Source organism: Flexilinea flocculi (assembly GCF_001192795.1).
Classification (GTDB): domain Bacteria; phylum Chloroflexota; class Anaerolineae; order Anaerolineales; family Anaerolineaceae; genus Flexilinea; species Flexilinea flocculi.
Genome location: NZ_DF968181.1, coordinates 222034 through 247112 on the forward strand (window position 1 = coordinate 222034; position 25079 = coordinate 247112).

Annotated in this window: 24 protein-coding genes and 1 riboswitch; of the genes, 19 read left to right on the plus strand and 5 right to left on the minus strand. The window is 40.1% G+C overall.

The features are described 5' to 3' along the window. The first annotated feature begins 201 nt into the window (after positions 1 to 201). The 11 genes from ATC1_RS05915 (at position 202) to ATC1_RS05970 (ending at position 12809) form a co-directional block, all read left to right on the plus strand. Positions 202 to 651, plus strand: a complete 450-nt coding sequence (locus ATC1_RS05915; protein WP_062279287.1) for a hypothetical protein — start codon at positions 202 to 204, stop codon at positions 649 to 651. A 580-nt stretch (positions 652 to 1231) separates the two neighbouring features. Further along, positions 1232 to 2224 carry an autoinducer 2 ABC transporter substrate-binding protein gene (locus tag ATC1_RS05925; RefSeq protein ID WP_062279290.1) on the plus strand — a complete coding sequence of 331 codons (993 nt, stop codon included), beginning with the start codon at positions 1232 to 1234 and terminating at the stop codon, positions 2222 to 2224. A 234-nt stretch (positions 2225 to 2458) separates the two neighbouring features. Further along, entirely contained in the window at positions 2459 to 3943 is a 1485-nt protein-coding gene (locus tag ATC1_RS05930) for a sugar ABC transporter ATP-binding protein (protein ID WP_062279291.1), read from the plus strand. A gap of 13 nt (positions 3944 to 3956) precedes the next feature. Continuing rightward, on the plus strand, positions 3957 to 4955 hold the full coding sequence (locus ATC1_RS05935) for an ABC transporter permease (protein ID WP_062279293.1): 999 nt from the start codon (positions 3957 to 3959) through the stop codon (positions 4953 to 4955). A gap of 13 nt (positions 4956 to 4968) precedes the next feature. Further along, positions 4969 to 5940, plus strand: coding sequence for an ABC transporter permease (locus tag ATC1_RS05940; RefSeq protein WP_062279295.1), 972 nt, complete (start codon positions 4969 to 4971; stop codon positions 5938 to 5940). Between the two features lie 194 nt (positions 5941 to 6134). Then, a complete protein-coding gene (locus ATC1_RS05945) occupies positions 6135 to 6617 on the plus strand; it encodes an ureidoglycolate lyase (RefSeq protein ID WP_062283961.1) in 483 nt (160 codons plus the stop codon). A gap of 23 nt (positions 6618 to 6640) precedes the next feature. Further along, positions 6641 to 7657 carry a dihydroxyacetone kinase subunit DhaK gene (locus ATC1_RS05950; RefSeq protein ID WP_062279297.1) on the plus strand — a complete coding sequence of 339 codons (1017 nt, stop codon included), beginning with the start codon at positions 6641 to 6643 and terminating at the stop codon, positions 7655 to 7657. 17 nt (positions 7658 to 7674) lie between these two features. Beyond that, positions 7675 to 8319, plus strand: a complete 645-nt coding sequence (locus ATC1_RS05955) for a dihydroxyacetone kinase family protein (RefSeq protein ID WP_062279299.1) — start codon at positions 7675 to 7677, stop codon at positions 8317 to 8319. Continuing rightward, positions 8316 to 9350: a LacI family DNA-binding transcriptional regulator gene (locus ATC1_RS05960; RefSeq protein WP_062279301.1), complete on the plus strand. Its 1035-nt coding sequence runs from the start codon at positions 8316 to 8318 to the stop codon at positions 9348 to 9350. The genes ATC1_RS05955 and ATC1_RS05960 overlap by 4 nt, the downstream gene beginning before the upstream one ends. A gap of 551 nt (positions 9351 to 9901) precedes the next feature. Then, positions 9902 to 12262, plus strand: a complete 2361-nt coding sequence (locus ATC1_RS05965) for an EAL domain-containing protein (protein WP_062279303.1) — start codon at positions 9902 to 9904, stop codon at positions 12260 to 12262. A 217-nt stretch (positions 12263 to 12479) separates the two neighbouring features. Continuing rightward, positions 12480 to 12809: a DHCW motif cupin fold protein gene (locus tag ATC1_RS05970; RefSeq protein WP_062279305.1), complete on the plus strand. Its 330-nt coding sequence runs from the start codon at positions 12480 to 12482 to the stop codon at positions 12807 to 12809. A gap of 561 nt (positions 12810 to 13370) precedes the next feature. Here ATC1_RS05970 and ATC1_RS05975 read toward each other — a convergent pair. The 5 genes from ATC1_RS05975 to ATC1_RS05995 form a co-directional block, all read right to left on the minus strand. Beyond that, positions 13371 to 14216, minus strand: a complete 846-nt coding sequence (locus tag ATC1_RS05975) for a class II fructose-bisphosphate aldolase (protein WP_062279307.1) — start codon at positions 14214 to 14216, stop codon at positions 13371 to 13373. Positions 14217 to 14694: 478 nt separating this feature from the next. Further along, complete coding sequence (locus ATC1_RS05980) at positions 14695 to 15987, minus strand: sulfatase-like hydrolase/transferase (protein ID WP_062279309.1); 1293 nt, start codon at positions 15985 to 15987, stop codon at positions 14695 to 14697. Between the two features lie 27 nt (positions 15988 to 16014). Then, positions 16015 to 16100: riboswitch (cyclic di-GMP riboswitch) on the minus strand. Positions 16101 to 16142: 42 nt separating this feature from the next. Further along, a complete protein-coding gene (locus ATC1_RS05985) occupies positions 16143 to 16382 on the minus strand; it encodes a hypothetical protein (protein ID WP_062279310.1) in 240 nt (79 codons plus the stop codon). A 446-nt stretch (positions 16383 to 16828) separates the two neighbouring features. After that, positions 16829 to 17287, minus strand: coding sequence for a hypothetical protein (locus ATC1_RS05990; protein ID WP_062279312.1), 459 nt, complete (start codon positions 17285 to 17287; stop codon positions 16829 to 16831). Continuing rightward, entirely contained in the window at positions 17281 to 18513 is a 1233-nt protein-coding gene (locus ATC1_RS05995) for a BTAD domain-containing putative transcriptional regulator (protein ID WP_062279314.1), read from the minus strand. Before ATC1_RS05995 ends, ATC1_RS05990 begins: the two co-directional genes overlap by 7 nt. A gap of 702 nt (positions 18514 to 19215) precedes the next feature. Here ATC1_RS05995 and ATC1_RS06000 point away from each other — a divergent pair. The 8 genes from ATC1_RS06000 (at position 19216) to ATC1_RS06035 (ending at position 24949) form a co-directional block, all read left to right on the plus strand. Then, entirely contained in the window at positions 19216 to 20160 is a 945-nt protein-coding gene (locus tag ATC1_RS06000) for a transglutaminase-like domain-containing protein (protein ID WP_062279316.1), read from the plus strand. 224 nt (positions 20161 to 20384) lie between these two features. Then, on the plus strand, positions 20385 to 21398 hold the full coding sequence (locus tag ATC1_RS06005; RefSeq protein ID WP_172667726.1) for a type II secretion system F family protein: 1014 nt from the start codon (positions 20385 to 20387) through the stop codon (positions 21396 to 21398). Between the two features lie 6 nt (positions 21399 to 21404). Next, positions 21405 to 21755, plus strand: coding sequence for a hypothetical protein (locus ATC1_RS06010; RefSeq protein WP_062279320.1), 351 nt, complete (start codon positions 21405 to 21407; stop codon positions 21753 to 21755). Next, a complete protein-coding gene (locus ATC1_RS06015; RefSeq protein ID WP_062279322.1) occupies positions 21745 to 22230 on the plus strand; it encodes a DUF4860 domain-containing protein in 486 nt (161 codons plus the stop codon). The genes ATC1_RS06010 and ATC1_RS06015 overlap by 11 nt, the downstream gene beginning before the upstream one ends. After that, positions 22227 to 22673 (plus strand): type IV pilus modification PilV family protein, encoded by a 447-nt coding sequence (locus tag ATC1_RS06020; protein WP_062279324.1) that lies wholly within the window; start codon positions 22227 to 22229, stop codon positions 22671 to 22673. Before ATC1_RS06015 ends, ATC1_RS06020 begins: the two co-directional genes overlap by 4 nt. Continuing rightward, complete coding sequence (locus ATC1_RS06025; RefSeq protein WP_062279326.1) at positions 22663 to 23124, plus strand: hypothetical protein; 462 nt, start codon at positions 22663 to 22665, stop codon at positions 23122 to 23124. The genes ATC1_RS06020 and ATC1_RS06025 overlap by 11 nt, the downstream gene beginning before the upstream one ends. Positions 23125 to 23127: 3 nt before the next feature. Further along, positions 23128 to 24201 (plus strand): type IV pilus twitching motility protein PilT, encoded by a 1074-nt coding sequence (locus ATC1_RS06030; RefSeq protein ID WP_062279328.1) that lies wholly within the window; start codon positions 23128 to 23130, stop codon positions 24199 to 24201. Positions 24202 to 24205: 4 nt separating this feature from the next. Then, complete coding sequence (locus ATC1_RS06035) at positions 24206 to 24949, plus strand: HEAT repeat domain-containing protein (protein WP_062283964.1); 744 nt, start codon at positions 24206 to 24208, stop codon at positions 24947 to 24949. The last annotated feature ends 130 nt before the right edge of the window (positions 24950 to 25079 follow it).

Sequence of the window (25079 nt, forward strand, 5' to 3'; positions counted from 1 at the left end):
CTCAATTGAAAAATCACAAAAGATCCTCGATTGATTTCGTAATTTGAAATTTGAAAAAAATAAATTGTTATTGTGATGTTTTTGCGTGAAGCTGAAAAACACCACAATCACTTATTTTCTTACTCTATTCGAAAAGCTTGTCCATATTTCGAATCGCTGGTAAAAACATTATTGCATGAATAAAAAGAAATGGAGATAAAAATGACAGCAGCCGCAATCGTAAATGAAATCCAGAGTGCATTGCAAGGGTATTCCGGCAAATGGACAGAAAAGAAAGGTCTCTGGGAATTTTCTGCTGTTATTGCAGAACGGAAAGTCTTTTTGTCCAAAAAAAAGATTACTTATTCGATGAAGTTCCGAATCGATGACGTACTGAAAACGGTGAAATTTTCTGAAATGTTGGCTGAAGCCGGATCCGGTTTGTCAACAGGAGGGGATTTTGACAACGATTTCTCGTCCGGTTTTGGCTTCAAGAAAGAAACTTACAACACAATCGGAGGCGCCCGTCAGGGCTCCATTGAAGAACAATCGACCTTATTTGGAAAAGATTATACCTATCAATTTCGGTATGAGGAAATCCGGGAAAAAGTTCAGGCGGCTGTTCAAAATGCCGGCTATCAATTTGTGTATCAGATTCTGCCTGTGAAGTAGTTTTCTGAAAAATGATTTAGTTAAAGAGCAAAAAATTCGCTCTTTGCTATTGTCGATAAATCGCTCATTCTCTTTCGCCTTTTTTTGAAAGAGAATGATTTTTTTATCAGCGATTTGAAATCTGGAAAAAATACTATGTTGTTGTGGTGTTGTTGCGCGAAGCGCAACAACACCACAACAACATAGTTCATTTCTCTATTCAAAAAGCTGGTCCATATTTCGAATTGCCGTTTATTTATGAGAAATGTCATTGAAATATACTGAATACTTTCCTAAAATTTAGTAAATATGGGGGCAGCGTTTATATGAACTATTGACATTCATTTTTAAAATGGTAGACTATTTACTAATAATTGAGGATGAAATCCGATAAAAAGAATAAAATACGATTGTTAATAACCCATTAATCTTTTTGTATCGTTTAATATTTTTACGGATGAGACTCTGAATGAGCATGAAATTTACTAAAAAGAAAGCATAAATTTACTAAACATACAAATGAATGGCAAGACTGGTGTGAATAACTTCTAAGCGAAATTCTCGTTTAGGAGATTCAAGAAAAAATAGAAAGGTAAAAAAAATGAAAAAGCTTTCCGTTTTCACGTTCGTTGTTGTTTTGTTTGTTCTGTTGGTATCATCGCTGACGGTTCTTGCTGCAGATGATTACACCATTGCAGTTGTTCCGAAGATGACAAGTATTGCCTGGTTCCAGAGAATGGAAGTTGGTGTCAACGATTATGTAAAAGAAACCGGTGTCGATGCTTTCTATACAGGTCCATCAGAAGGTGATGGCGCTTTACAGGCCCAGGTCATCGAAGATTTGATTGCACAAGGCGTTGATGCAATTTGTGTTGTCCCGTTTTCAACAGAAGCGCTTGAACCGGTTCTGAAGAAAGCACGCGAAGCAGGAATTGTCGTAATTTCTCATGAAGCTGCCGGTATGGAAAATATCGATTATGATATTGAAGCTTTTGACAATGATGCCTATGGACGGCATTTCATGGAACGCATTGGCGAACTGACAGGTGGAGAAGGTGAATATGTTCTTGAAGTTGGCGCATTAACTTCAGCTTCCCATAACCAGTGGGTCGATGGTTCAAAAGCATTACAGGAAGAAAAATTCCCGAACATGAAACAATATGGTGATAAGATTGAAACAAAGGATGATCAATCTGTCTCTTATGAAAAAATTAAGGAAGTTTTAACTGCCAATCCGAATATTGCCGCGATCCAGGGCTCTGCGATGGCTGACGTCGCCGGTGCAGCGCTGGCAGTTGAAGAACTTGGTTTAGCTGGAAAAGTAAATATCGTTGGTACTTCCCTCGTCTCAGTTTCCGGCAAGTATGTTCGTGAAGGAACAATTGACATGATTTCCTTCTGGGATCCGGCGATGGCTGGCAAAGCAATGATCGCTTTAGCACAGAAAGTTCTTGCTGGCGAAAAGATTGAGAACGGTTTGGATCTGGGAATCGAAGGGTACACCAATTTAGCTTTAGCCGATAAAGTATTGACCGGAGAAGCCTGGGTTGATGTCACTAAAGACAATGTCGATGATCCCGCTTATAATTTCTAAATTACCTGAGAGATTTTTTTTCGAATGAAATGATGAAGACCTCATAAAGGATTCTTTATGAGGTCTTCCTTAAAAACATCAACAATTCGAAAAATCGGATGATTTTTTGAATCAATTGAGAAATTATATTGTTCTTATGGTTTTGCAAGAAACGTAAAAATATTAGAACAACATAAAACTTTTCTCTTTTTTTGAATTACTGAAAACAATGACTTATTTGACAGGAGGTTCATCATGACAGAGACGTTTCTGGAGCTGAAGGACATTTACAAATCTTTTGGCGGTGTTCAGGCATTGAAAGGCGTTGACCTGACGATCAGAAGCGGAGAAATTCATTGTCTGGCTGGTGAAAACGGTTCAGGAAAATCAACACTTATTAAAGTTATATCCGGTGCACACGATCCTTCAAAAGGCGAAATCTTTATTGAAGGTCAAAAAGTCTCACATCTCTCTCCAATTCAAGCGATCGAACATGGAATCCAGGTCATTTATCAGGATTTTGCAATTTTCCCGAATTTGACTGTTGCTGAGAATATTGCGATGAATCGTGCCGTCAGTACAGGTGCGAAAATGATGGATTGGAATTGTGCGAGGAAACTGGCGCTGGAAGCGATGGAGCAAATCGGCGCCAGGATGGATCCGGATATTCTCGTTGAAAACCTGTCCGTTGCTAACAGACAGATGGTTGCAATTTGCCGAACCATCATCAACGATGCCAAGTTATTGATTTTGGATGAACCTACAGCCGCGTTGACGTCCAAAGAAGTACAAAAACTATACACAATTCTGCGTTGTCTTCGTGACAAAGGAATTGCTGTTATGATCGTTGACCACAAACTGGGTGAAGTCTTCGAAATTGCGGATCGTTTGACGATTTTGCGGAACGGCGAAAAAATTTCCACTGGCCTCATTCAGGAATATGATCGAAAACGGTTTGTAAAAGATCTGACCGGAAGAGATATTTCCGAAAGTGCTTACGTACCGCGAACTTCTGCAAGTGAAGTTTTCCGGGTTGAGAATCTTTCTCGGAAAGGTGCTTTTGAGAATGTCAGTTTTCATATTAAGAAAGGTGACGTTCTGGGAATTACGGGTTTATTAGATTCTGGACGAGGGCAAATTGGTGATGCCCTGTTCGGAATTCATCCTGCACAAAGTGGAGAGATCTTTTTACATGGAAAACCGATAAAAATTCGCTCAACTGCGGATGCGGTTAAAAACCGCATTGCCTATGTCCCTGAAGACCGATTGACGCAAGGTTTATTCCTGGATCGATCAATTCAAGATAACACAATTGCCGCATCCATCAAAAAATATTTTATCCGAGGCAGGCTGGATGAAAAAATTATGTTTCAGGATACAAAGGAATGGATAAAGAAAATCGGGTGTGTGGCTCCTTCTCCGGATCCGGCAATTCGGACACTCTCCGGCGGAAATGCGCAGAAGATCGTCATTGCCAAATGGCTGAATACAAAGCCAGCCTTATTGATCTTGAATGGACCGACTGTTGGTGTCGATATTGGAGCGAAATACGATATTCATCAGATGCTGCACAAGCTAGCTGAACAGGGTATCGGGATTATTGTGATTTCAGATGATCTTCCGGAATTGATACAGAATTGCAATTCAATCATCATTATGAAAAATGGTCGTATTGCAGGAACTGTTGAAAGTTCAAAAATCAATGAAACAGAATTAGCTGAGATGCTGAGCAGTCAATAGGCAGGAGGAAATGATGAAATACAGAATAAAAACTTTCCTGACGACGAATGAGATGATTGTTGTGTACATTATTATTGGGTTAGCCGTTCTGATCGGATTAGTCAATCCTGCATTTAATAGCATCTCTACGGTGGTAAATCTTTCCAGAACGATGTTAGTGACATTGATCTTTGCGATGTGTGAAATGATGGTGATTGTTTCCGGAGGAATTGATGTCTCATTTCCGGCGATTGCGTGTTTGGCAATGATTGCAACCGGAAATATCATGTTGAAGAATCAGATTGATAATATTCCGGTAGCATTTATCATGGGTGCGCTCATTGGTGCATCCCTTGGCGCTCTGAATGCGATACTGATAGCTATCATCAAGATGCCACCTCTGATTGCGACACTGGGTGTCAGCAGTATGACCAGCGGCGCAACGCTGGCAATTTTTGGCGCAAAAATCATTACAAATCTGCCTGGGAAATTGGATAAATTATATAAAGTCAGTCTGTACACGTATACCAATGCGGAGGGTATTACCTATTCTTTAACGATCTTGATTCTGATACCGATTTTCATCTGTTTACTGGGCTGGCTTCTGCTAAAATTTACGATGTTTGGCAGAGGAATTTATGCGGTGGGTGGTGATATTCGTGCTGCCCGTATTGCTGGATTCAATGTCAAAGGTATCCTTTTCTTTGTTTATATTTTTTCTGGTACGATGGCTGGAATTGCCGGAGTAACTTATATGATTCTTATGCGCGCAGCAGATCCGTCTGTATTAATGGGAAGCGAAATGATGGTCATAGCTGCGGTTGTGATGGGTGGCACGCGAATCACTGGAGGTCACGGAACGGTCATCGGCACCATCCTGGGCGTCACGTTGATTGCGCTGGTAAAAAATAATCTCATCATGCTGGGTGTTCCTGCTCATTATCAGACTTTTGTAGTTGGTCTGATCATGATTATCGGAACATCGATTACTTCGCTCAAGGCGAAGCATATTGCAAACAGTATCAAAGTATAGAGGAAGCAGTAAGATGCAAAAAATAACGAATATTATTAAAAAAACTGATCGAATTGCATTGGCGCTGCTGGTATGCTCTGTCATAATTACCGTACTCATGGGCGTTACTCATCCAAAATTCCTTGGAAAATCCAATTTACAGGGGATGTTAATTCAAATTCCAGAATACGGTATCCTCGCTTTTGGTATGATGATCGCTATGATCGCTGGTGGAATTGATCTTTCTCTGGTCGGAATTGCAAATTTGTCCGGAATTGTCGCAGCGGTTGTGATGCTCAATCTGGGTGGTAATGATTTTTCCATTGTTACGGCAATTCTGGCTGCTTTATCTGTTGGTTGCGTTTGCGGTTTGTTTAATGGGTGGATCATCGGATACCTTGAAATTCCAGCAATGCTTGTAACATTGTGCGGTTTGCAGTTATACACTGGGATTGCTCTTATTATTACCAAGGGCCCGGCTATTACTGGACTGCCGGAGTCATTCAGCAATATCGCCAACGGGACCATTGCCGGCATCCCGATTGGCGCATTAGTTTTCGTTTTCATCACTCTTATTTTGTGCTATCTTCTTTATTCAACTGTCTATGGCAAGTGCGTTTATCTGATGGGAACAAACATGGTTGCTTCCAGGTTTTCTGGAATCAATAATCTAAAAATTACGATGCTTACATATGCTATCTCTGGAGTTTTTGGAAGTCTGGCAGGGATACTGATGGTATCCCATTACAATTCAGCGAAATCGGATTACGGCTCATCCTATACGTTATTGACATTATTAATTGCGGTTTTAGGAGGTGTTAATCCCAATGGTGGACGCGGCAAAGTACAGGGTGTCGTGATGTCCATTATTTTACTGCAGCTTGTCTCAAGTTCATTTAACATCTTACGTGTAAATGCTTTTGTTAAGACCTTTGCCTGGGGTTTGATTTTATTATTGATCATGACTGCAACCTATTTGATCGAACGTAGACAAAGCCGAGACTAATGATTTGGAAAATATTGTATTGTTAATAAGTAATTTGAAATATGGGGAGGATCCCATGTTTTTGTGATGTATTTTCCGCAAAGCGCAAAAACATCACAAAAACACGTTTTTTCCTCTTTCTTCGAATAGTAATTCAATATTTCAAATTACTGATTGTTAAAAAAAGGGGTATTACGATGGAAATTGGAGGATACATGAAGACAATTAAAGCACAAAAATTATCGAAAGATGCATTTTCACCATATGGTCAATTCTTTGATTTTTTGAATCCGACAGGGTTTTCACTTGGCAGCTTTTTTCCGGATAAGGCTCTGATGCCTGTCTCCAGTGGAATTCCAGTCGGCTTTTCACCGTTGGTTGTTGAGAAAACCGCAGCTTGCATCGTTGAAAAATCCGAATATCATAATTACGCTCAGGAAGCCATTCTACCGATTGACTGTGACATTCTGATTCATGTTGCTCCGGCTTCCAAACAGCCTGTTCCGCAATTGACCGAGGCTTTCATCGTTCCAAAAGGAACGCTGGTCGTTCTACGAACCGGAGTCTGGCATTTGGCGCCATTCCCGATTGATCAGGAAAAAGCACACATCCTGATCGGTCTTCCGGAACGGACTTACATGAACGATTGTATTGTAGTGGATTATTCCAAAGAAGATTTTATGCAAATCGAAATCTAAAAACAACTCCAAAGGATCGAACCATGAAGAAAATAATCAATACTCCAGAAAAATTTATCACTGAGATGCTCGAAGGGATTTATGCGGCGCATCCGGATTTGGTGAAATTCGCTGGCGGTGATCTGCACTGCCTGGTATCAACCAAAAAAATCCCCGGCAAGGTTGGAATTGCAACCGGTGGCGGATCAGGGCATCTTCCGCTCTTTTTAGGCTATGTTGGCGAAGGCATGCTGGATGGCTGCTCAATTGGAGATGTTTTCCAATCTCCCAGTGCTGAACAAATGCTCGCTGTAACCAAAGAAATTGATTCTGGAGCTGGAGTTCTTTATATTTATGGCAACTATGGCGGCGATATTCTGAATTTTGACATGGCAGCGGAAATGGCTGATTTTGAAGAAAATATCCATGTTGAATCTGTTGTTGCAGGAGAAGATGTTGCTTCTGGCGCTCCGGTTAAACCAGGTGCGAAAAACACACGACGTGGTGTTGCCGGAATTTTCTTCGTTTACAAATGCGCAGGAGCTGCTGCTGCAAAGATGCTGCCGTTGGATGAAGTGAAGCGTGTTGCAGAAAAAGTTTGTGAAAATGTGCGGACGATGGGTGTGGCTTTAACACCGTGCACAGTTCCAAGAGTTGGTCATCCGAGTTTTGAACTTGCTGAGGATGAGATGGAAATCGGTATGGGCATTCATGGCGAACCGGGGATCCGACGTGGTAAACTAATGCCGGCTGACGCAATTGTGGATGAGATGCTGAACAAGATCATCGAGGATCTCCCCTATCAAAACGGCGACGAGGTCGCAATTCTGGTAAATGGATTGGGCGCTACTCCATTGGAAGAACAATATGTCATGTTCCGCAGAATTCATCAAGTCCTTTCAGAAAAAGGCATTAATATTTTCCATACGTATATTGGCGAATATGCAACATCGATGGAAATGGCGGGCGCTTCGATCTCTCTGTTGAAAGTGGATGATGAATTGAAAGAACTATTGCGTTTCCCTGCTGATACGCCGTTCTTTAAACAGTTCAAATATTAATTTGGAGGTAGGTCAGCATGCTGAATGCGTGTGATATAAAAAAACTGATGCAGTGTTGGGCAGAGGTCATGGTTCAAAACCGGGACTATCTGATTGAATTGGACAGCCACGTTGGAGACAGTGATCTGGGATTAACGATGGGAGATGGTTTTACAGCTGCCAGCAATGCAATCGCCGATTTAGACGAGTCGGACATCGGAAAGCTTGTTTATAACGCCGGAAAGGCGATGTCCACGGCTGTTCCTTCGACAATGGGTACGCTGATGGCCTCCGGTCTGATGGCTGTAGGTAAAACGCTGAAAGGCTGCACTGATCTAGATATGGATGGGATTGTATCTTTTTTTCAGGCATATTTTGACGGCGTACAGAGCCGAGGAAAAGCCCAGGTCGGTGATAAGACTTTCCTGGATGGACTCTTCGGAGCAGTGGAATCATTAAAGACCGATGCGGCTGCCAACTTGCCATTAAAGGAAGCAGCCGAACATGCTTCCCAGGCGGCACATCAAGGCTTCCTTAATACAAAAGGAATGTTAGCTCAATTTGGCAGAGCTGCCGGTCGCGGTGAACAATCACGGGATTTATTGGATCCCGGAGCTGCTGTTGCCGATTTACTGATGAAAGGTTTCGCAATTTTTATATCTGAGAAAGCAGATTCAATTTGATCACAGTTAAAGAAATTGCAGCGCTGATCGGAGTCTCACCTGCCACAGTATCATTGGCGCTCAACAATAAAGAAGGTGTCAGTGAAGAAACGCGCCGGAAAATTCGGAAAGTCGCGGAAGAGCACCAGTATGCTCTTCCGCAAGTCCGGAAAAATACGTTGCGCGGAAGCATCCAGTTTGTCAAATATGCTGCCCATGGGATGGTTGTTGAGGAAAATCAGGGATTTATTGCATCCATTATCGACCAAATTGAAATTGAATGCCGAAGATGTTCTTATGATTTAATTATGACCGGGTGCAATCGGGATACTGCGGTTGAAACATTCCAAATGGTGGCAGCGAAGCCGTCTGACGGTGTCATTTTACTGGGATCAGAAATGAGCGAGGATCTGATTCGCATGATTTATCAGATCCATGCGCCCATTATTGTCATTGACAATCCGATGAGTTATGAACGAGTAGACAGCGTCGTCATGGCGAATGAATCTATCGCCTATGATGCAATGCAATATTTGTATCAGATTGGTCATCGCAATATTGGATATTTGCACAGCAGTGTACGAGTTGCAAATTTTGAAAAACGCCAGATTGGTTATGAAGTTGCGCTTGAAAAATTACAACTTGACCAAACATTAAGAATTCCACTCACTCCAACACTGCAAGGCGCTTATTCGGATATGAAAGCTTATTTACAGAAGGATCATGCACAAAAGGCCATTCAATCCGTTTCCGCATTCTTTGCTGATAATGATACGATCGCTATTGGCGCTATGAAGGCATTGCAGGAATTCGGCTGCAGGATTCCGGATGACATTTCAGTCATTGGTGTGGATGATATCCCTTTCAGTGCGATCAATACACCTTCTTTAACAACCATGCGGATCTCCCGATCGAGTATTGGAAAATTGGCAGTTGATACACTGTTAAAACGAATCGCTCACCCTGACAGTCCGAATTTGCATATTCAAATTTCCGGACAGTTGATCGAACGCCACAGTACGAAAAAATTGAATAGCAGCCCGAATAGTTGAATTGAATTTATCCTTTTCTTGAAACGATACATACCTGCATCCTGCATTCAATATAACCATTTATTTTTAAAAGAATACCGAAAGTCTGTTATTCTATTGGTTTTACATCATATAAAACCAATAGAATAACAACAAATCATTCTCATTTTTAGACTGGCTAAATTTCGATACAGCAATTTAAAATATGGGGAGGATTCCTTGTTGATGCGATGTCGTGGCACTTCGAGTCATAACATCACAACACCTAGGAATTCCTGATTGATTCGAATGGTCAGGCTATATTTCGCATCGCTGGACAATAATTTGAAATTGGTAAAAACCTTTGAGAAAAACGAGAAAACTCGTTATTGTTTTATTCTTACGCTCCGTATAAAAAAACAATAACAAATAATCCCTCTCATATTTCAAATTGCTGATCGCTGGATTTCAATACGGTTCATAGAATCAAATTTGTTAGTATTATTAAAGCAAAATTCATAACTGAATTTGCAGAGATCATCTTTGAAAATTTCATGGCTATGGGTTGTTTATAAAATCGAAGGGATCAAAAAATGAACATCGATCCAGAACCAGTATCTTTCCTAGATAAATTGTTTAGAAAAACGGGACGGTTTTATCCGATAATAATTCTTCTGGTCCTGCAGATACTCAGTACACCATTATTAGTCATTCTGAGCATCATCCCAGCGCATGAAAATGCTCAATTTAACTCTTTCCAATTGGAAAAACTGATATTGATTGAAATTATTGGTCTTTCTTTCCGCAATCTTCTGATGTTGATTTTATTTTATCTGTTCAATCAATCTGTCTTTCGGAGATTGGCAATTCCGACAGAAATGAAAAATGAAGATATTCATCCGGATTTGGAGAAAAAGGCATGGAAACAGGCTACAACGGCTTCAAGAAATATCATTTTATTTGAATTTTTGGGTCTGATAATCCTGGTATTAATTCCAATATTGCTATATGGATCAAAATGGTTATATCTTCGGTTTGACCAAATGCTGTATTTGAGTCTTTCTGTTTTTGCAGCAGCAATTGCGATATTATTGCTGGAAAGTATGAGCATCGATCAATTCTTTGAGCCAATACTGATGGCAGTATTGCCGGACCAATTCAATGATCAAATTTCGGGTATTAAAGGGATTCCAATTTGGCTGAAATTGACGGTTTCGTTACTGGGATTAGTCTTTATTTGTCTCCTCCTTGTAATTCCGGTTTCTTACAATCAGGCAAAAGAAATCTATCTTGATTCAACGAAATCCTTTGCTTTGCTGTCTGAGACTTTGCGGATTTTAATCAAAGCTGGAATTGGCGGAATTGTTGTCGGAGGATTTCTTTCCATTTCGATTGCTTCTGAGTTTACGCTTCCATTTCGAAAAATGATCCGATTGTTCAAAAAGCTCGAAAATGGCGATCTTAGCCAGCGAATCGGAGTTTCACTGCCTGATGAGTTTGGGAAATTGAATATCTATATCAACGATATGATCAATCACCTTCAGATCTTAAATTCCACGCTGGAACAAAAAGTTGCGGATCGAACTGCCGAACTCCAGCAAATGAATGCGTTATTGGAAATCGAACTGAATGAAAGACGCAAAGCAGAGGAGCAATTATCGTATTCAGCTTTGCACGATCCGCTGACGAATCTTCCAAATCGTGCATTATTCTCCGATCGCCTCAACCATACGCTGGAAAGATCCAGGAGACGTAATAATTATTCATATGCTGTCTTTTTTATGGATCTGGATCGTTTTAAGGTAGTGAATGACAATCTTGGACATGATACCGGCGATTTGTTGCTGATTGAAACAGCGCAGCGAATCAACTCATGTATTCGATCCGAAGATACTGTAGCGCGTCTGGGAGGAGATGAGTTTGTCATTCTGCTCGAGGAATCCGATGATCCCGGGTACTATGTAAAAGTAGCCGAGCGGATTCTTCATAAAATGGCATTTCCGGCTCTTTTGGATGACCATAAAGTATTTGTATCTGTCAGCCTCGGAATTGTATTGGGATCAGATAACTATACTAAAGCAGAAGATATTCTCAGAGATGCTGATATTGCGATGTATCAAGCAAAAAAAAGAGGTAGAGGACGATATGAAATTTTTAATCCTTCGATGCTCGATCATGTGATTTCCCAGCTTCAACTTGAAACTGCAATGCGCACCGCATTAGAAAACGGACAATTTGTTGTTTACTACCAACCGATCATCCAACTGGGCAAAAATAAAATCGTCGGTTTTGAAGCTCTGCTTCGCTGGAATCATCCGACAAAGGGCTTGCTGTTGCCAGCCGATTTTATTTCGATTGCCGAGGAAACCGGATTGATTGTTCCCATCGGATATTGGGTCATTCAGGAAGCTTGCAGACAACTTCGAGACTGGATTACGCAAAATCCGCATAACTCGAATTTATCAGTGAATGTGAACTTATCTCCAAAACAATTTTCCGATCAAGAATTGATTGAAAAAATCACTACGATCATTGATGACTATCAACTAAAAACCTCCCATTTAAAACTGGGAATAACAGAAACTCTGATTATTGAAAACAGGGAAACTGTCTCGATGACACTTACCAGGTTGCGAGAAATTGGTGTTCATGTTGAAATAGATGATTTCGGAACCGGCTATTCGTCGTTAGGATATCTCAATATGCTGCCTGTCGATACGCTAAAAATAGACCGCTCATTTATCCATCAAATTAAAGAGAACAATAGCGGAATAGAAATTGTCCAAACGATTCTTGCGCTGGCTCGAAGTCTTGGGATGAACGTGATTGCGGAAGGTGTTGAAACAAATACGCAGCTTGAAAGCCTAAAAACACTGGGATGTGATTATGTACAAGGATTTCTTTTCTATGAAGCATTAGAACCGCAGGAAGCCGTAAAACTCATTCAGGTGTGATCAAATGAATGATGACAAAAACATGATCGAGGTACAAAACCACCCAAAAATTTTTCTCTTTTACTTCAAAAGATAAATCTATTTTTTGAATCGCTGACGTACATTATATGACTACGCAATAACGATGTTTCTATCTTTTCTCAATCGACTTCTTCACATTTAGAATTTCGGGGAAAAAATATCAATAAATTTAATCGGAAAATTATAGGAGAATCATATGGAAATGAAGAATATCCCTTTTGGTACTACCAATTGGGCAGAAATTGAACCAACAGAACATCATGGAGAAACTGGAACCGCTTTTTGGCGAACGCAGCAGTTTGATAATATACGCGTGCGAATAGTTGAATATACACCCGGCTACCTGGCGGATCATTGGTGCAGCAAGGGACACATTTTACTGTGTCTCGAAGGCGAACTTCACACAGAATTATCGGATGGCAGGATTTTTGTTCTGAAACCCGGAATGAGTTATCAGGTAGCGGATGACACAGCTCCGCATCGCTCCTTTGCCCCGACCGGTGCAAAATTATTCATTATCGACTGAAACTGTAATTGGCTTTTGTTGTAACTGGTTCAAATCGATCTTGAAAAATCATAACCATCAGGTGCAGCAGCAGGTTTGTGCACCCTTAAAGGTAGTTATGGTTCTCATGTGACAGAGGATTGCTTCGCTATGCTCGCAATGAAAAAACTTTACCTCTATAAGGTTCGCATGGCAATATGTCATTGTGAGGAGCAGCGATTCGAAATATGGTGAGAATTAATTTTTTGTTGTGTTGTTTTTGCGCTCCGGGCAAAAACAACACAACAAAAAATTTTCTCAATTGATTCGGAATGATGGTTTTATATTTCGAATTACTGTGTGAGGAGGGCATAAGCCTAAAAAATTTTAAGTATTAGAGATTTCTCGACTATGCGGGTAAGATATTCCATTAATACCTAAAAAAAGGCAGATTCATATCAATAGATTGATATGAATCTGCCATAATGGTAAATGAATGGAGACCTTCGTAATGCGTTTTTTTTGCTTTCCATTTTCAAAGAAAGCTTGAAAAAATTCGAAAAGAATTGTCTGTCAGGTAGAGATTTATAAGAATGCTCTTCCTTAAAATTTTGACAATTGCATTTTTTCAATAAGGTAATCAGTCAATTTTTCCTGGACCACGATTGGAAGATCGATGATGCTACCTTTATCCCCATTTGTCTGGCAGAATTCTCTGACAGTATCATAGTAAAGTTGGAAAAATTCAGTTCCCACATTGAATTTATTGATACCTTTTCGGAATGCGATATTCAACTGATCCGCGGGGATTCCACTGCCACCATGCAGTACTAAAAAGGTATCTGTTGCATTATTGATTTGTTCCAGGCGTTCTAAATCCAGCTTTGGAGTTTGTTTATATACACCATGGGCACTTCCAATCGCCACTGCCAGAGATGTAATTCCAGTCTTTTCACAGAACTCTTTTGCTGTCTCAGGACGTGTGTAAAGATCTAATTTTTCCTGTTCGGAATTTGCGGCAAAACCGACGTGACCTAACTCTGCCTCAACGTCAACACCGAATTCTTTGGCAACACTAACAACGTACTTTGTATTTTCGATGTTTTGCTCTAAAGGTAAATTGGATCCATCATACATAACCGATGTGAATCCTGCCTTGATTGCACGAAGCAGATACCTGATGTCACTGCAATGATCCAGATGGAGCGCAATGGGAGTGCTGCACTTTTCAGCCAAACCGTTGAACATCCCTACGAATGATTCCAGTTCAAAGGTTTTGTTTTTAAAACAATGTTCCGGATAAAGCATAACTAAAACCGGAATTTTTGTGATCTCAGCAGCCTGACAGACAGACGCTACCATATTGTAATCTGTGCAGTTGAACCCAATAACGGATGTATTCGCTTCATCAGCCATTTTTAAAATTTCACTGACTTTTACTATTGCCATATTCCCTGTTTTTCCTTTTTTTGCATGATAACGGCAGTGATTTGAAATATCGACTAATTTTTGTTATATTCCAAATCGTTGTTAATAATCTTTCCAATTATAAGCATCAATTCAAATTATGGACTTGTTATTTAGAGAAAAAAGGAAAAAAAGATGTTGAGATATGTTTGCGTTTCGCGCAAACATATCTCAACATCTATAAATTATCCTTATAATTTGAATTTCTGATTAACCAACCAATCGATTTAAGGTATAAATTTCTCGTTCATATTTTCTTTAATAACGTCAGAACATGAATGGAAACATCCTCTTATTCCGAATTATTGACGAAATGGAAGATCTGCTGTTTATTTCGGCGTTTTTTGAATCGATCAGATCGGGAAAATACAAATAAGGCTTCCCTCATAAAGGGAAACCTTTTATAAGTTAAAATTTGCTGTCAGTCGAAATAATTCTCACAAGTGATTTATTCTGTAGTTTATTCTCCAGTCAATTGCTTTTCCAATGTTGATACGACATCAGCATAGGCAGGGTCAGCAGCCAAATTCTTCACGCCATCCGGATCCTCATTCAGATCATACAAGAATCGTTCATTGGTCGAATTATTTCTGGTGAACATGTATTGATTGGTGATGACGCCATCCATAGAGAGTGTTGGATCGGAGAATGGAATGCTGTCTCCGAACGGATCTTCAGCCAAAGGGACGCCGCTTTCAGAAATTGTGACGACTTTCCCGGATTCGTCGATTAAGGAGCCTTCTCCAGCTAAATAAGGTATCAGACTTTTACCGGGCAAATCGCCGAAAATCATCGTTTTCAAGAAATCTTCGACGTTCGTAAGATCCAGGAGTGTCACTGCAAGATCGCGCTGTGAGGTAATATTCTGGACGGTTTGTCCGCCTCCAAAACTGGGGTGGTATATCATCATCGGTGTGCGGATGGTGTTGACATTGACAGTCTTTGTTTGCAGTGCATTCAATGCATTGGCGGTGGTAGTTGAGGTCATCAGAATAATCGTGTCGTGCAGTAAGCCTAAATCATTCATCGTGAGCAGGATGTCATAGACCAGCTTGTCGTTCTCCTGAAGGCTTTGCAGATAGGCTTTGTTAAATTCTTCTGGATCGGACGGAACATTATCCAGAAGACTGGCAAAGTTTACAACCAGGAAGAATGATTGTCCATTTTCATTTTTTACTGCGCCGGTATCCTTGAGCCATGCGATTGTATCAGAAGCGATCTCCTGATTATTTGCTGTCGTAGCATCGGTAATCGGTGTCCAATCAAAGAAGCCGAATCCATCTAAAGAAGCAAGTTCAGGTGTTGATTTTGGGAAAACGCCTTTATAAGCAGTGTAATAACCTGCTGCCAGCATCATCTGACCGATTGTCTTTTTATACTCGCCGATTTCGCCATTCAACAAACCGGTAAAAACTGTCCCGGATGCAGATGCAGGATCAACTGATTCAGCAAAATTCTTTTCAAATGTGATCCCATTTTGCTTCATCCATGCTCGTGCTGATAACTTACCGTTCTCGGATAAATCAACGTTGTAATTCTCTCCTTCCGTTAACAGCAGCACAACATTCCGAAATGGGAGCTCAGCAAGCGGAATCGGTTCATCCAGGATCGTTACCGGAAGGCCATTTTCTTCCATGGATATTCCTGTTTCTTCTCCTTCCGCATTCACGACCATGATGCTGCTTATGGTAAATACCAGCAGAAACAGTATCATTGTCAAAAAAAAGTTGTGTTTTGTCACTTGTGTTTTCATAATATTACCTTTTCTCTAAACACCTTTTGCGGTAACCGGACGGACATGACGTTTGGATGTTTTAGTCTCTGGTTTTGCGTCCCTTTTTTTCAAAAAGTTTGCCTTTTTCGTATGTTATCCGGAAAGCATGTCTGTGTTTCCGGTTCCTATCTTGTCTAAACTTTAAATACCTTTTCATTTTCATTCTTATTTTCATAAGAACTGTCGATTATTTTCAGGAGTTCCAAAGCGCTGCGAAAATTAATGGATTCGTTCCTTTCAACCCAGGTTACTGTTCCTTGCCAGGTAGCATTTCTTCTGGATAATATTTGGACGAGAAAAGTACCTTTTCCATTCTTAATTTGCGTCTTTTTTCTTTCGCCCGCTGCATCGATCTCTGTCCCTGAATTTTTCATGTCTATTGTTTCCCATTTTTGTTTGTTTTCTATAGTATAACAAGCGACAGATTACAGAATCGGTTACAAATAATAACCAATATTATTTTTTGGATTAATATCTATATCTGTTTATCGATATTTCTCAAAAATGAATTTTGAATGCAAAACGGGAAAAAATTGGATTAGGATTAGTTTCCATACTGTAAAGATAGATATGGTCATTTTCAGCATTTCGAAATATTGATGCAAGTAGCAAGTCTATATTTCGAATCACTGTATCATTGTTCGTTAACAGATAAAAAGGGACTCAGTTATCTGAGCGTACTTTGGTTATTTATTTAACTCTATATTAACAGACAGATGATTGGATTGCGACAAAGTCACTCGAAATATTGATTTGCAATCTTCCATATATTTCGAATTTATGATTTTCAAGATTGCAATAGCGAAAAACGGATTGGATTTTATTTCTCCGCAATGGCGGTATTGACAAGCTCCATGAATTCAAGATCGCTTTGGAATGATCTTGTCTTATTCTTTTCAACCCATTTCAAGTTACCTTGCCAGGTTGAATTCTGCCGATATTTTACATGGAGCAAAAAAGTTGCAAGCGTACCTTGATGCCCGGTCAACTCCTCCCAGCGCATGATTTTGCCGGACTTCGTCGAAATTAAAGGAAGATTGGCTGTTTTCCCTTCTGCAAACCCTCGTGTTTGGGTTGACGCCTGTGGAAAATCGATATCATCGAAAAAGTTTTCAAGAATCAGAAAAATCTGGTCAACGCTGTTAAAAATAACTGGTTCAGAATTGTAATATGTAAAGATTCTGCCTGTTGTGATATTAAGATCGATCTTATCGATGCAAATACAGACTAAATTGGGAGAATGCTCAAAAAGCCTTGGTTCCTTATATGAATCTACCATACCGATTTTGATTCACTTTCTATCAGGTTCTGTTCCGGCACAGCGGATATTTCTTTAAATTGAAGATATACCCCGCGGATGCTTTTCGATGCGTTGAAGGATTCGCGAATCCGATTTTCCACGATGGAACAATTTTCCTGATTGATGCCACTTAGAAGCATCAGGAATTGTGTCTTACTATACCGTGTGAAAAGATCACCCCGCCGCAATGCATGTTTAATGGCGTGGAAGAAATCTTCTGCAGCTTTTTCAATTTTATCTTCAGCGTCAAATGGTAGGTTTTTTGAGTTTACGAGTGATCCCAGGAGCAGAAAAACAGAACTGCCATTGCGTTCAATCATACGAACCAAGAAACGGTAACTGTCAACAAAGCCCAAATAACTTGAGTAATATGCTCCGTTCAGGTTCGATTCTTCCTGGATTTTCTCTTTAATTTCAGGAAGTGTTTCAGTTTGGAATGAGATCCCATTCAACATTTTGTGATATAGAGCGATCATCTCTTTCGATGGATTGATATTTAATTCCTCCAAGAGCATCGAAGTTGTTTTTTCGTATGCTGTGAGAGCCTCCTTATATTGTTTGAGCTCATATAAACAGGAAATTCTTAATAAATGAATTTCTTCATCATAGGGGAAGATTTTTAAAGCATATTCCAGATATGGAAGGAGCGTTTTAAATTCTCCTTTTTCTGCCATAAGTTTGTTATAAACACGCAGCGCTTTATGATACATCCCTTGATAGGAAACTAATAACGGAGAAACCCAGCTTTCAGTGCTGGTGTATGGGAGATAATCCCCTTTATACATGCGTAAAGCCTGCCGAGCCAGGAAAGATTTTTCTTCTGAATTCAAATCAGGATTCTCAATTTTCGATATTACGTCTTCAAAGATTTCAGAGTCGATTTCACAGGGGATCTCATTATTCCAGAAATACTTCCCTTGTGTGAACAGGATGTATTCGAAATCCGGCAGCCCTGCATCGATCAATAGTATTCGAGCTCGGTGGATCAAGGATTTTAATGAATTTCCCGGATCTGCCAGGTCTGAACTGCCAAAGAGCGCAAATAGCAATTCGGATCGTGTTGCTCCCTGTTTTCTATTTTGAATCAAATACTGAAGTAAAGTCGCCACTTTATTACTGCGATTTTGCTTCCAGCCGTGTTGACCGGAAATATCCGTTATGGAAAATTCGCCCAGTGTATGAATTATTAATCCTGAATTTTTCATTAAGAACTCTTTTTTTTGAGTGCTTCGATAACTGTTTTGATTACGAATTTTGAAATGGAAATCATATCCATTTTCTTAGTTTTATCGGCTTTCTGATGTCAATCTCCATTTTTATGCGCTGCAGCTTACGGAAGTCCTATGATAAAAAGGCAACTTTTAAGGAATAATCTTTATTAATGAATGATTTAAAAAATTCTGAGTCATCATTGCGATAAAAAGGTGCAGATGAACCAGTTCTTTCCTTTAAAACTACAGTTATAACGTCAAATTTTTATGAAAACAGACCAAAAGGCATTTTGATATGTCCCGGTTGTTGTTCTCATTTGGATGATATTTATTAGAGATTATTCTTTTGTTATAATTATAAATGATTATCATCAAATAAACATAGTATATAACCACCAATTTGAAATAAGAAAAGGATTTAAGGTTGATATGCTGGTTTTGCACGAAGCGCATAACCAGCATATCAATCAATTTTCTTTCGTTATTCGAAACGATAATCAATATTTCGAATTAATGGTATACAGCAGCTATCAATAAATCGAAATATGAAAAAGCCCTATGAGAAAACAGAGGAAATTTACAGTTGTATTGTTTCTACATTCCGTGCAGTAACACTACAATTGCAAATACTTCCTTCCATATTTCGAATTGTGCTTATTTTATTATTATCCGAATGATTATTGAAATGCGCAATGTATGATGGATCGAAACTGCAGAAAAATTCCAATTATTTTTTTTATTTTCCTTATTATTTTTATTAATCCATTTTTCGATTTCGAAGTATCAGGATTCGCTTTAATCGAATCTGCAGGCAATAATCAATCTGGTTTGTTATCCAAAGTATTCATCCCGGAGGCGTCTGGAACAAATGTTATTCGTGATCCTGTTGTGGAGATTGATGCATCCAACACTTCTGATGGTTATCTGATGGTTCGTTACCTGGGAGAAAATCACAAAGTGAAATTGATTATCAGAACGCCCGACAAAGTGCAATTTGTCTATAACTTGACCGCAGGAGCAGGCTATGAAGTATTTAACCTTTCGGCTGGAGATGGGCGTTATACAATCGGAGTTTATGAAAATATTGAAAAAGACCAATATGCAGCAGCATTTACAACCAGTTTGGATGTTGTGTTGAAGAATGATTTTATGCCGTTTCTTTATCCAAATCAGTACGTGAATTATGATGCCGACAGTTCGCTTATTGCAATCGCTCGGGAGCTGACCATAGGAGCTGTAACCGAAATTGATCAGGTGAAAGAAATTTACACCTGGGTGATTCAGAATTTTTCTTATGATCCGGTTCTGGCAAAAAATGTAAAAAGCGGATATTTACCGGATTTGGAATCTTTCCTGAAAGTTCGGAAAGGGATTTGCTTTGATTATGCCGCCTTGATGACAGCGATGATGCGCAGTCTGGGTGTTCCGACCAAGTTGGTGGTCGGATATTCTGGAAGTATTTATCATGCCTGGATCAGTATTTATGTCAAAGAAACCGGATGGATCAATGACATCATTTTTTTTGACGGAATTTCCTGGAAACTAATGGATCCGACTTTTGCATCCAGTGGAAAATCCAGCCCTGCTATTATGAAATATATTGGTAATGGTAAGAATTATCGGGAAAAATTTGTTTATTGAATCTGATTTTAAGCGATAGGAAAATCTTATGCAGGAAATTTTACTTTTTCTACGTTCAAATCCATTTTTGAATACTGGAACATGATAGAAAACGAAGCATGGATCTGTGTTCATTGTATTTTTGGACGTAAAAAAAACCGTTGGTCCGGTAAAACTTCTTCAGACGGAATTTCTAATTAAACAGACTGAAATGAGCAATGCCGGAAGAATTGAGAGAAGAATCTATGCAAGAAACATTAGCTAACAGTTATCTGTCTTCATTTTGTCTTGAAGTGTCACTGATTCTTAAGGCTGGAATCATTATCAGTGAAGGGATTTCTATGCTCGCCGCGGATGAAAAATATCCGCCTGTAAAAAGCAGCCTGCTAAAAATTTCTGCTGATATGGAATCTGGCAACTCTATCACTGCATCAATGCGCAGCTCAAATTTATTCCCGAAGTACATGTTGGATATGGTCGCAATTGGCGAAAAAACCGGACAGCTGGAAAAGGTTTTCAAATCCCTCTCTGAGTATTACAACCGTCAAGTTCAGATTACTCAAATGATTCGGGATGCAGTTTTATATCCGCTTATTCTGCTTCTGATGATGTTGTTTGTGATTATTCTATTAGTGACGCAAGTTTTTCCGATTTTTGCGGATGTTTATGCTCAAATTGGAACTGTCCTTCCGCCAACTGCTGTGATGTTGATGAATGTAGGGAGCTGGTTGAAGGAGTATTGGCCATTTGTACTGGGAGGATTAGCAGTTCTTGTAGCTGTAAGTTTATTCTTGTTGCGGAAATTAGGCTGGCGTTTGTTTTCTACAGGAAAATTGGGACGAAAAATTGCACAAGCCCGTTTTTCATCTGCTATGGCTTTAGCAATGAACAGCGGTTTAAATGATGATGAAGCGCTTCAAATGGCGGAAAAACTGATCGGAAATAAAAATTCCAGCCAGAAAATAACAGAATGCCGGCAAAAAATTCAGAATGGGAAAAAATTTACCGATGCCATTATGGAAACAGGCATTCTGACGCCGTTATTCAGCAGGATGCTTTCCATCGGTTTTAAAACTGGAGTTGCCGATAATGTAATGTCTGAAATTGCGAACCGGTCAGAGGACATGGTCAACTCAGAGATCAACGCACTAATTAATAAAGTGGAACCGACACTGGTGATTATCATGTCGGTTCTGGTCGGAATGATACTAATTACTGTGATGTTGCCGTTGACAGGAATCATGTCGACGATCGGATGAAAGGCTATGATGAAAACGAAAATTTGGGGATCAGAGTTCTTTCCGGTTATAAAAAGCCATATGCTTTCGATCATCTTTTTCTCATGTATCCTGGTTTTCATTATCGTTGCCATCCGACAGACTGAAATCCGGCGAAATGCTGAAGGAATACGCTTGACGGAAGAAAGCATACAGCGCGCAGTCATCAGTTGTTATGCATTGGAGGGCAGGTACCCCCAGGATCTTCAATATATCCGGGAAAATTATGGCGTCAGTATTGATGAGGAAAAATATTTTGTCGCCTATGAGGTTTTTGCCTCGAATTTGATGCCGGAGATCACTGTGATCGAAAGAAACGCGGAAGAATATGAACCGTAATCAGCACTCTGTTGAGATCTTATCACTGTTTCTCCTTTTCTGCGTCTTTGCTGGTGCGGCATTATTGGTGATTGCCGCTGGCGCCAATGTTTACCGTCAGACTGCGGATTCTTTGGAGAATCAGTATCATCAGCGGACGCTTCTGTCTTATGTCTCCATGAAAATTCATCATTATGATACTTTTGGGAATGTTTTCATAAGCGATTTTGGCGATGGCAACGCAATAGAGCTTGAGGAAGAAATTGATGGAAAAGTTTATCATACGCTGATCTATTTGGATGGAAATTCTGTCAAAGAATTGTTCGCGAAAAAAGGCGCCCGGTTGGATCCCGAAAGCGGAATCGAAATTGCATCTGTTCAGTCGTTGGACCTAAAGCTGATTCAGAGCGGATTACTTCGCATAGCCTGTGTTGATTTAAATGGTCAGCAAAATGAAGTTTACGTCCACCTGCGGGGAAATGGAGAAGCAAGATGAATAAAAGCCGATCCGTGAAATCCAGTCTTTTCCTCATGGAACTGATCATCGCCATTTTCTTTTTCGCGCTTTGTGCTGCAATTAGTCTGCGCATTTTTGCATTGGCATATACTATGAATCAATCCAGCAGAAATTTAGATCAGGCTGTCTATAAAGCGGAATCTATAGCCGAAATCTACAAATCTACCGGCGGGAACCTTGCTGAAACTGCTGTGATCTATGGCGGTTCCGGTGTGGTTACAGATACGTTATTAAGAATCAGTTTCGATAAAGACTGGAAACCGGTTCTGCAGGGCAAAGATGTTTCTTTTGAGCTCGAATTGGCAATCGATGAGGTCCCTTTTCTTAAAAGCGGGTGGATCACGCTTATAAAGAAGGATGGAGAGGTAATTTTTCGCCTTCCTGTTAAGATAGCTTCAGGAGGTGTGCAGCATGGCAGGTAGAAATTCTCAAGGAATTCATGTCGGAAGTACATCGATCCTCATGGTCTTTTCTGTTTTATGTTTAACGATTTTTGCAGTTTTATCTTTCGTCACGACCAATTATGAGCGTAAATTAAGCGAAAAGACTGCAGCAGCAGTTCTGAACTTTTATGAAGCGGATAGCCATGCAGAGGAAATTCTTGCTGAAATGCAGAAAATGCTGAATGCAAACCCTGAGCCTGGTCTGATCGATAAATTCTATGCTCAATTTGAACAGGAGGATTTCCTGGTTTCTTCACTCGAAGATCCAATGAATTTTTCATTTTCCTTTGAAGTTCCTATTGATGAAAAACAAGTTCTGCATATTTCAGCCACTGTGAAAAATGGTATCATCATGGTAAATTCCTGGATCATTCTATCAACAGGAAGCTGGTCCGTGGATAACCGGTTAAATGTCTGGACTGGAGAATAGATCATGAACGACTTGTTTTCATTGTTAAAAAGCGCTGTAGAAAAAAATGCATCCGATATTTTTATCGTCACCGGTTTCCCGATTTCATTTAAAATCAGCGGGCTGATTAAAACCCAGGAAGAAGAAAGGATGAATCCGGAAGCGACTGATTCCATGATCCGTGAAATTTATTCCATCGCTAATCGGGATATCACGATTTTATTTCAGAATGGTGATGATGATTTCTCGCTTTCGGTTCAAGGATTATGCAGATTTCGTGTGAGTACCTATAAACAACGAGGGTCATTATCCGCTGTCATCCGCATGGTTTCTTTTGGAATTCCAGATTATCGAAAACTGGGAATTCCGGAATATGTGATGGAAATTTCAAATATCTCCAAAGGCTTGGTACTATTTACCGGTCCGGCTGGTTCAGGCAAATCCACAACATTAGCCTGCCTGATTGACCGCATTAACAACACAAGAGAAGGACACATTATCACACTTGAGGAACCGATTGAATATCTGCACAGAGACAAGAAAAGCATTATTTCGCAGCGCGAAATCGGACAGGATTCAGAGAGCTTTATCACAGCGCTGCGAGCCAGCTTACGGCAGGCTCCGAATGTAATCCTGGTTGGTGAAATGCGCGATCATATAACGATTCAAACTGCCATGACCGCTGCGGAAACCGGCCATTTGATCATCTCCACACTGCACACTGTAGGAGCTGCGAATACAATTGATCGAATCATTGATGTGTTTCCACCGAATCAGCAGCAACAGATCAGAAATCAATTATCCATGATTCTACAAAAAGTGGTTTCCCAACAGCTAATTCCAACTGTAGATGGCAGTCTGATACCGGCTTTTGAGGTACTAACAGTGAACAATGCTGTCCGAACGATGATTCGCGAATCGAAAAGTCACCAAATCGATTCATTTATTAATTCTTCCGGTTCAGAAGGTATGGTCAGTATGGATTCAAGTATTATGAACTTATTTCACCGCAAAATCATCTCCAGAGAAACTGCATTAAAATTTGCATTAAACACTGAATTGATGTCACGCAAATTTGAAATTCAAGCGGATGAATAACACCATGTCGAAGATGGCGGATTACCGCATCCAATTACGAGAACTCCCTGACTGGGATGCGTATTTATTGGCGCAATCCGGATTGCCGGGTCCCAGAGGAAATTTGGAGTTGGCGCAAGCCGCGGCACTGGAAGGAGAAAAGAAATTATTCCTCCGTTATCTGCAATATACGCCTGAAATTGCTCCCGTCAATTCTCCGTTCGAATTCCTGGCTTTTTGTGGAGTGCTTGGCCTTGGACGTCTTACAGCTGAAGGTTCAGATGAATTTCTAAAATTGATCCGATCTGCAGCTTCGGATCCGCGATGGAGGATTCGTGAGGCAGTTGCGATGGCGATGCAGCTGCTGGGGGATGCTGATATGGAAAAACTGATAACCGAACTCATTCAATGGAGTGAAGGAAATTTGTACGAAAAACGGGCAGCCGCAGCAGCAATCTGTGAGCCAAGACTTTTAATGAAACCGCAATATGCGATTGCTGCTTTACACATTCTGGAACGCATTACAGAATCAGTCGAGACAGAGAAAAACCGAAAGAATGAAGCATTCATCGCACTTCGGAAAGGTCTGGGCTATTGCTGGAGTGTGGCTGTAGCAGCGCTGCCTGACAAAGGAAAAAAATGCATGGAGCGATGGTTCTCTTCTGTTGACAAGGATATTCGTTGGATCATGCGGGAAAATCTGAAGAAAAACAGACTTATGCGCATGGATTCGAATTGGACTGACTTCTGGTTTCATTCGCTGCAATAATATGAGTAGGATTACTTATTGAAGCGTTATTTTTAAAAATAACACTTCAACGAACTTTACTGATACTCGAATTACTGTTTGCACCTTCCGGAGTATCACTTTATAATAAAACAATCATTGAATCGTTAAT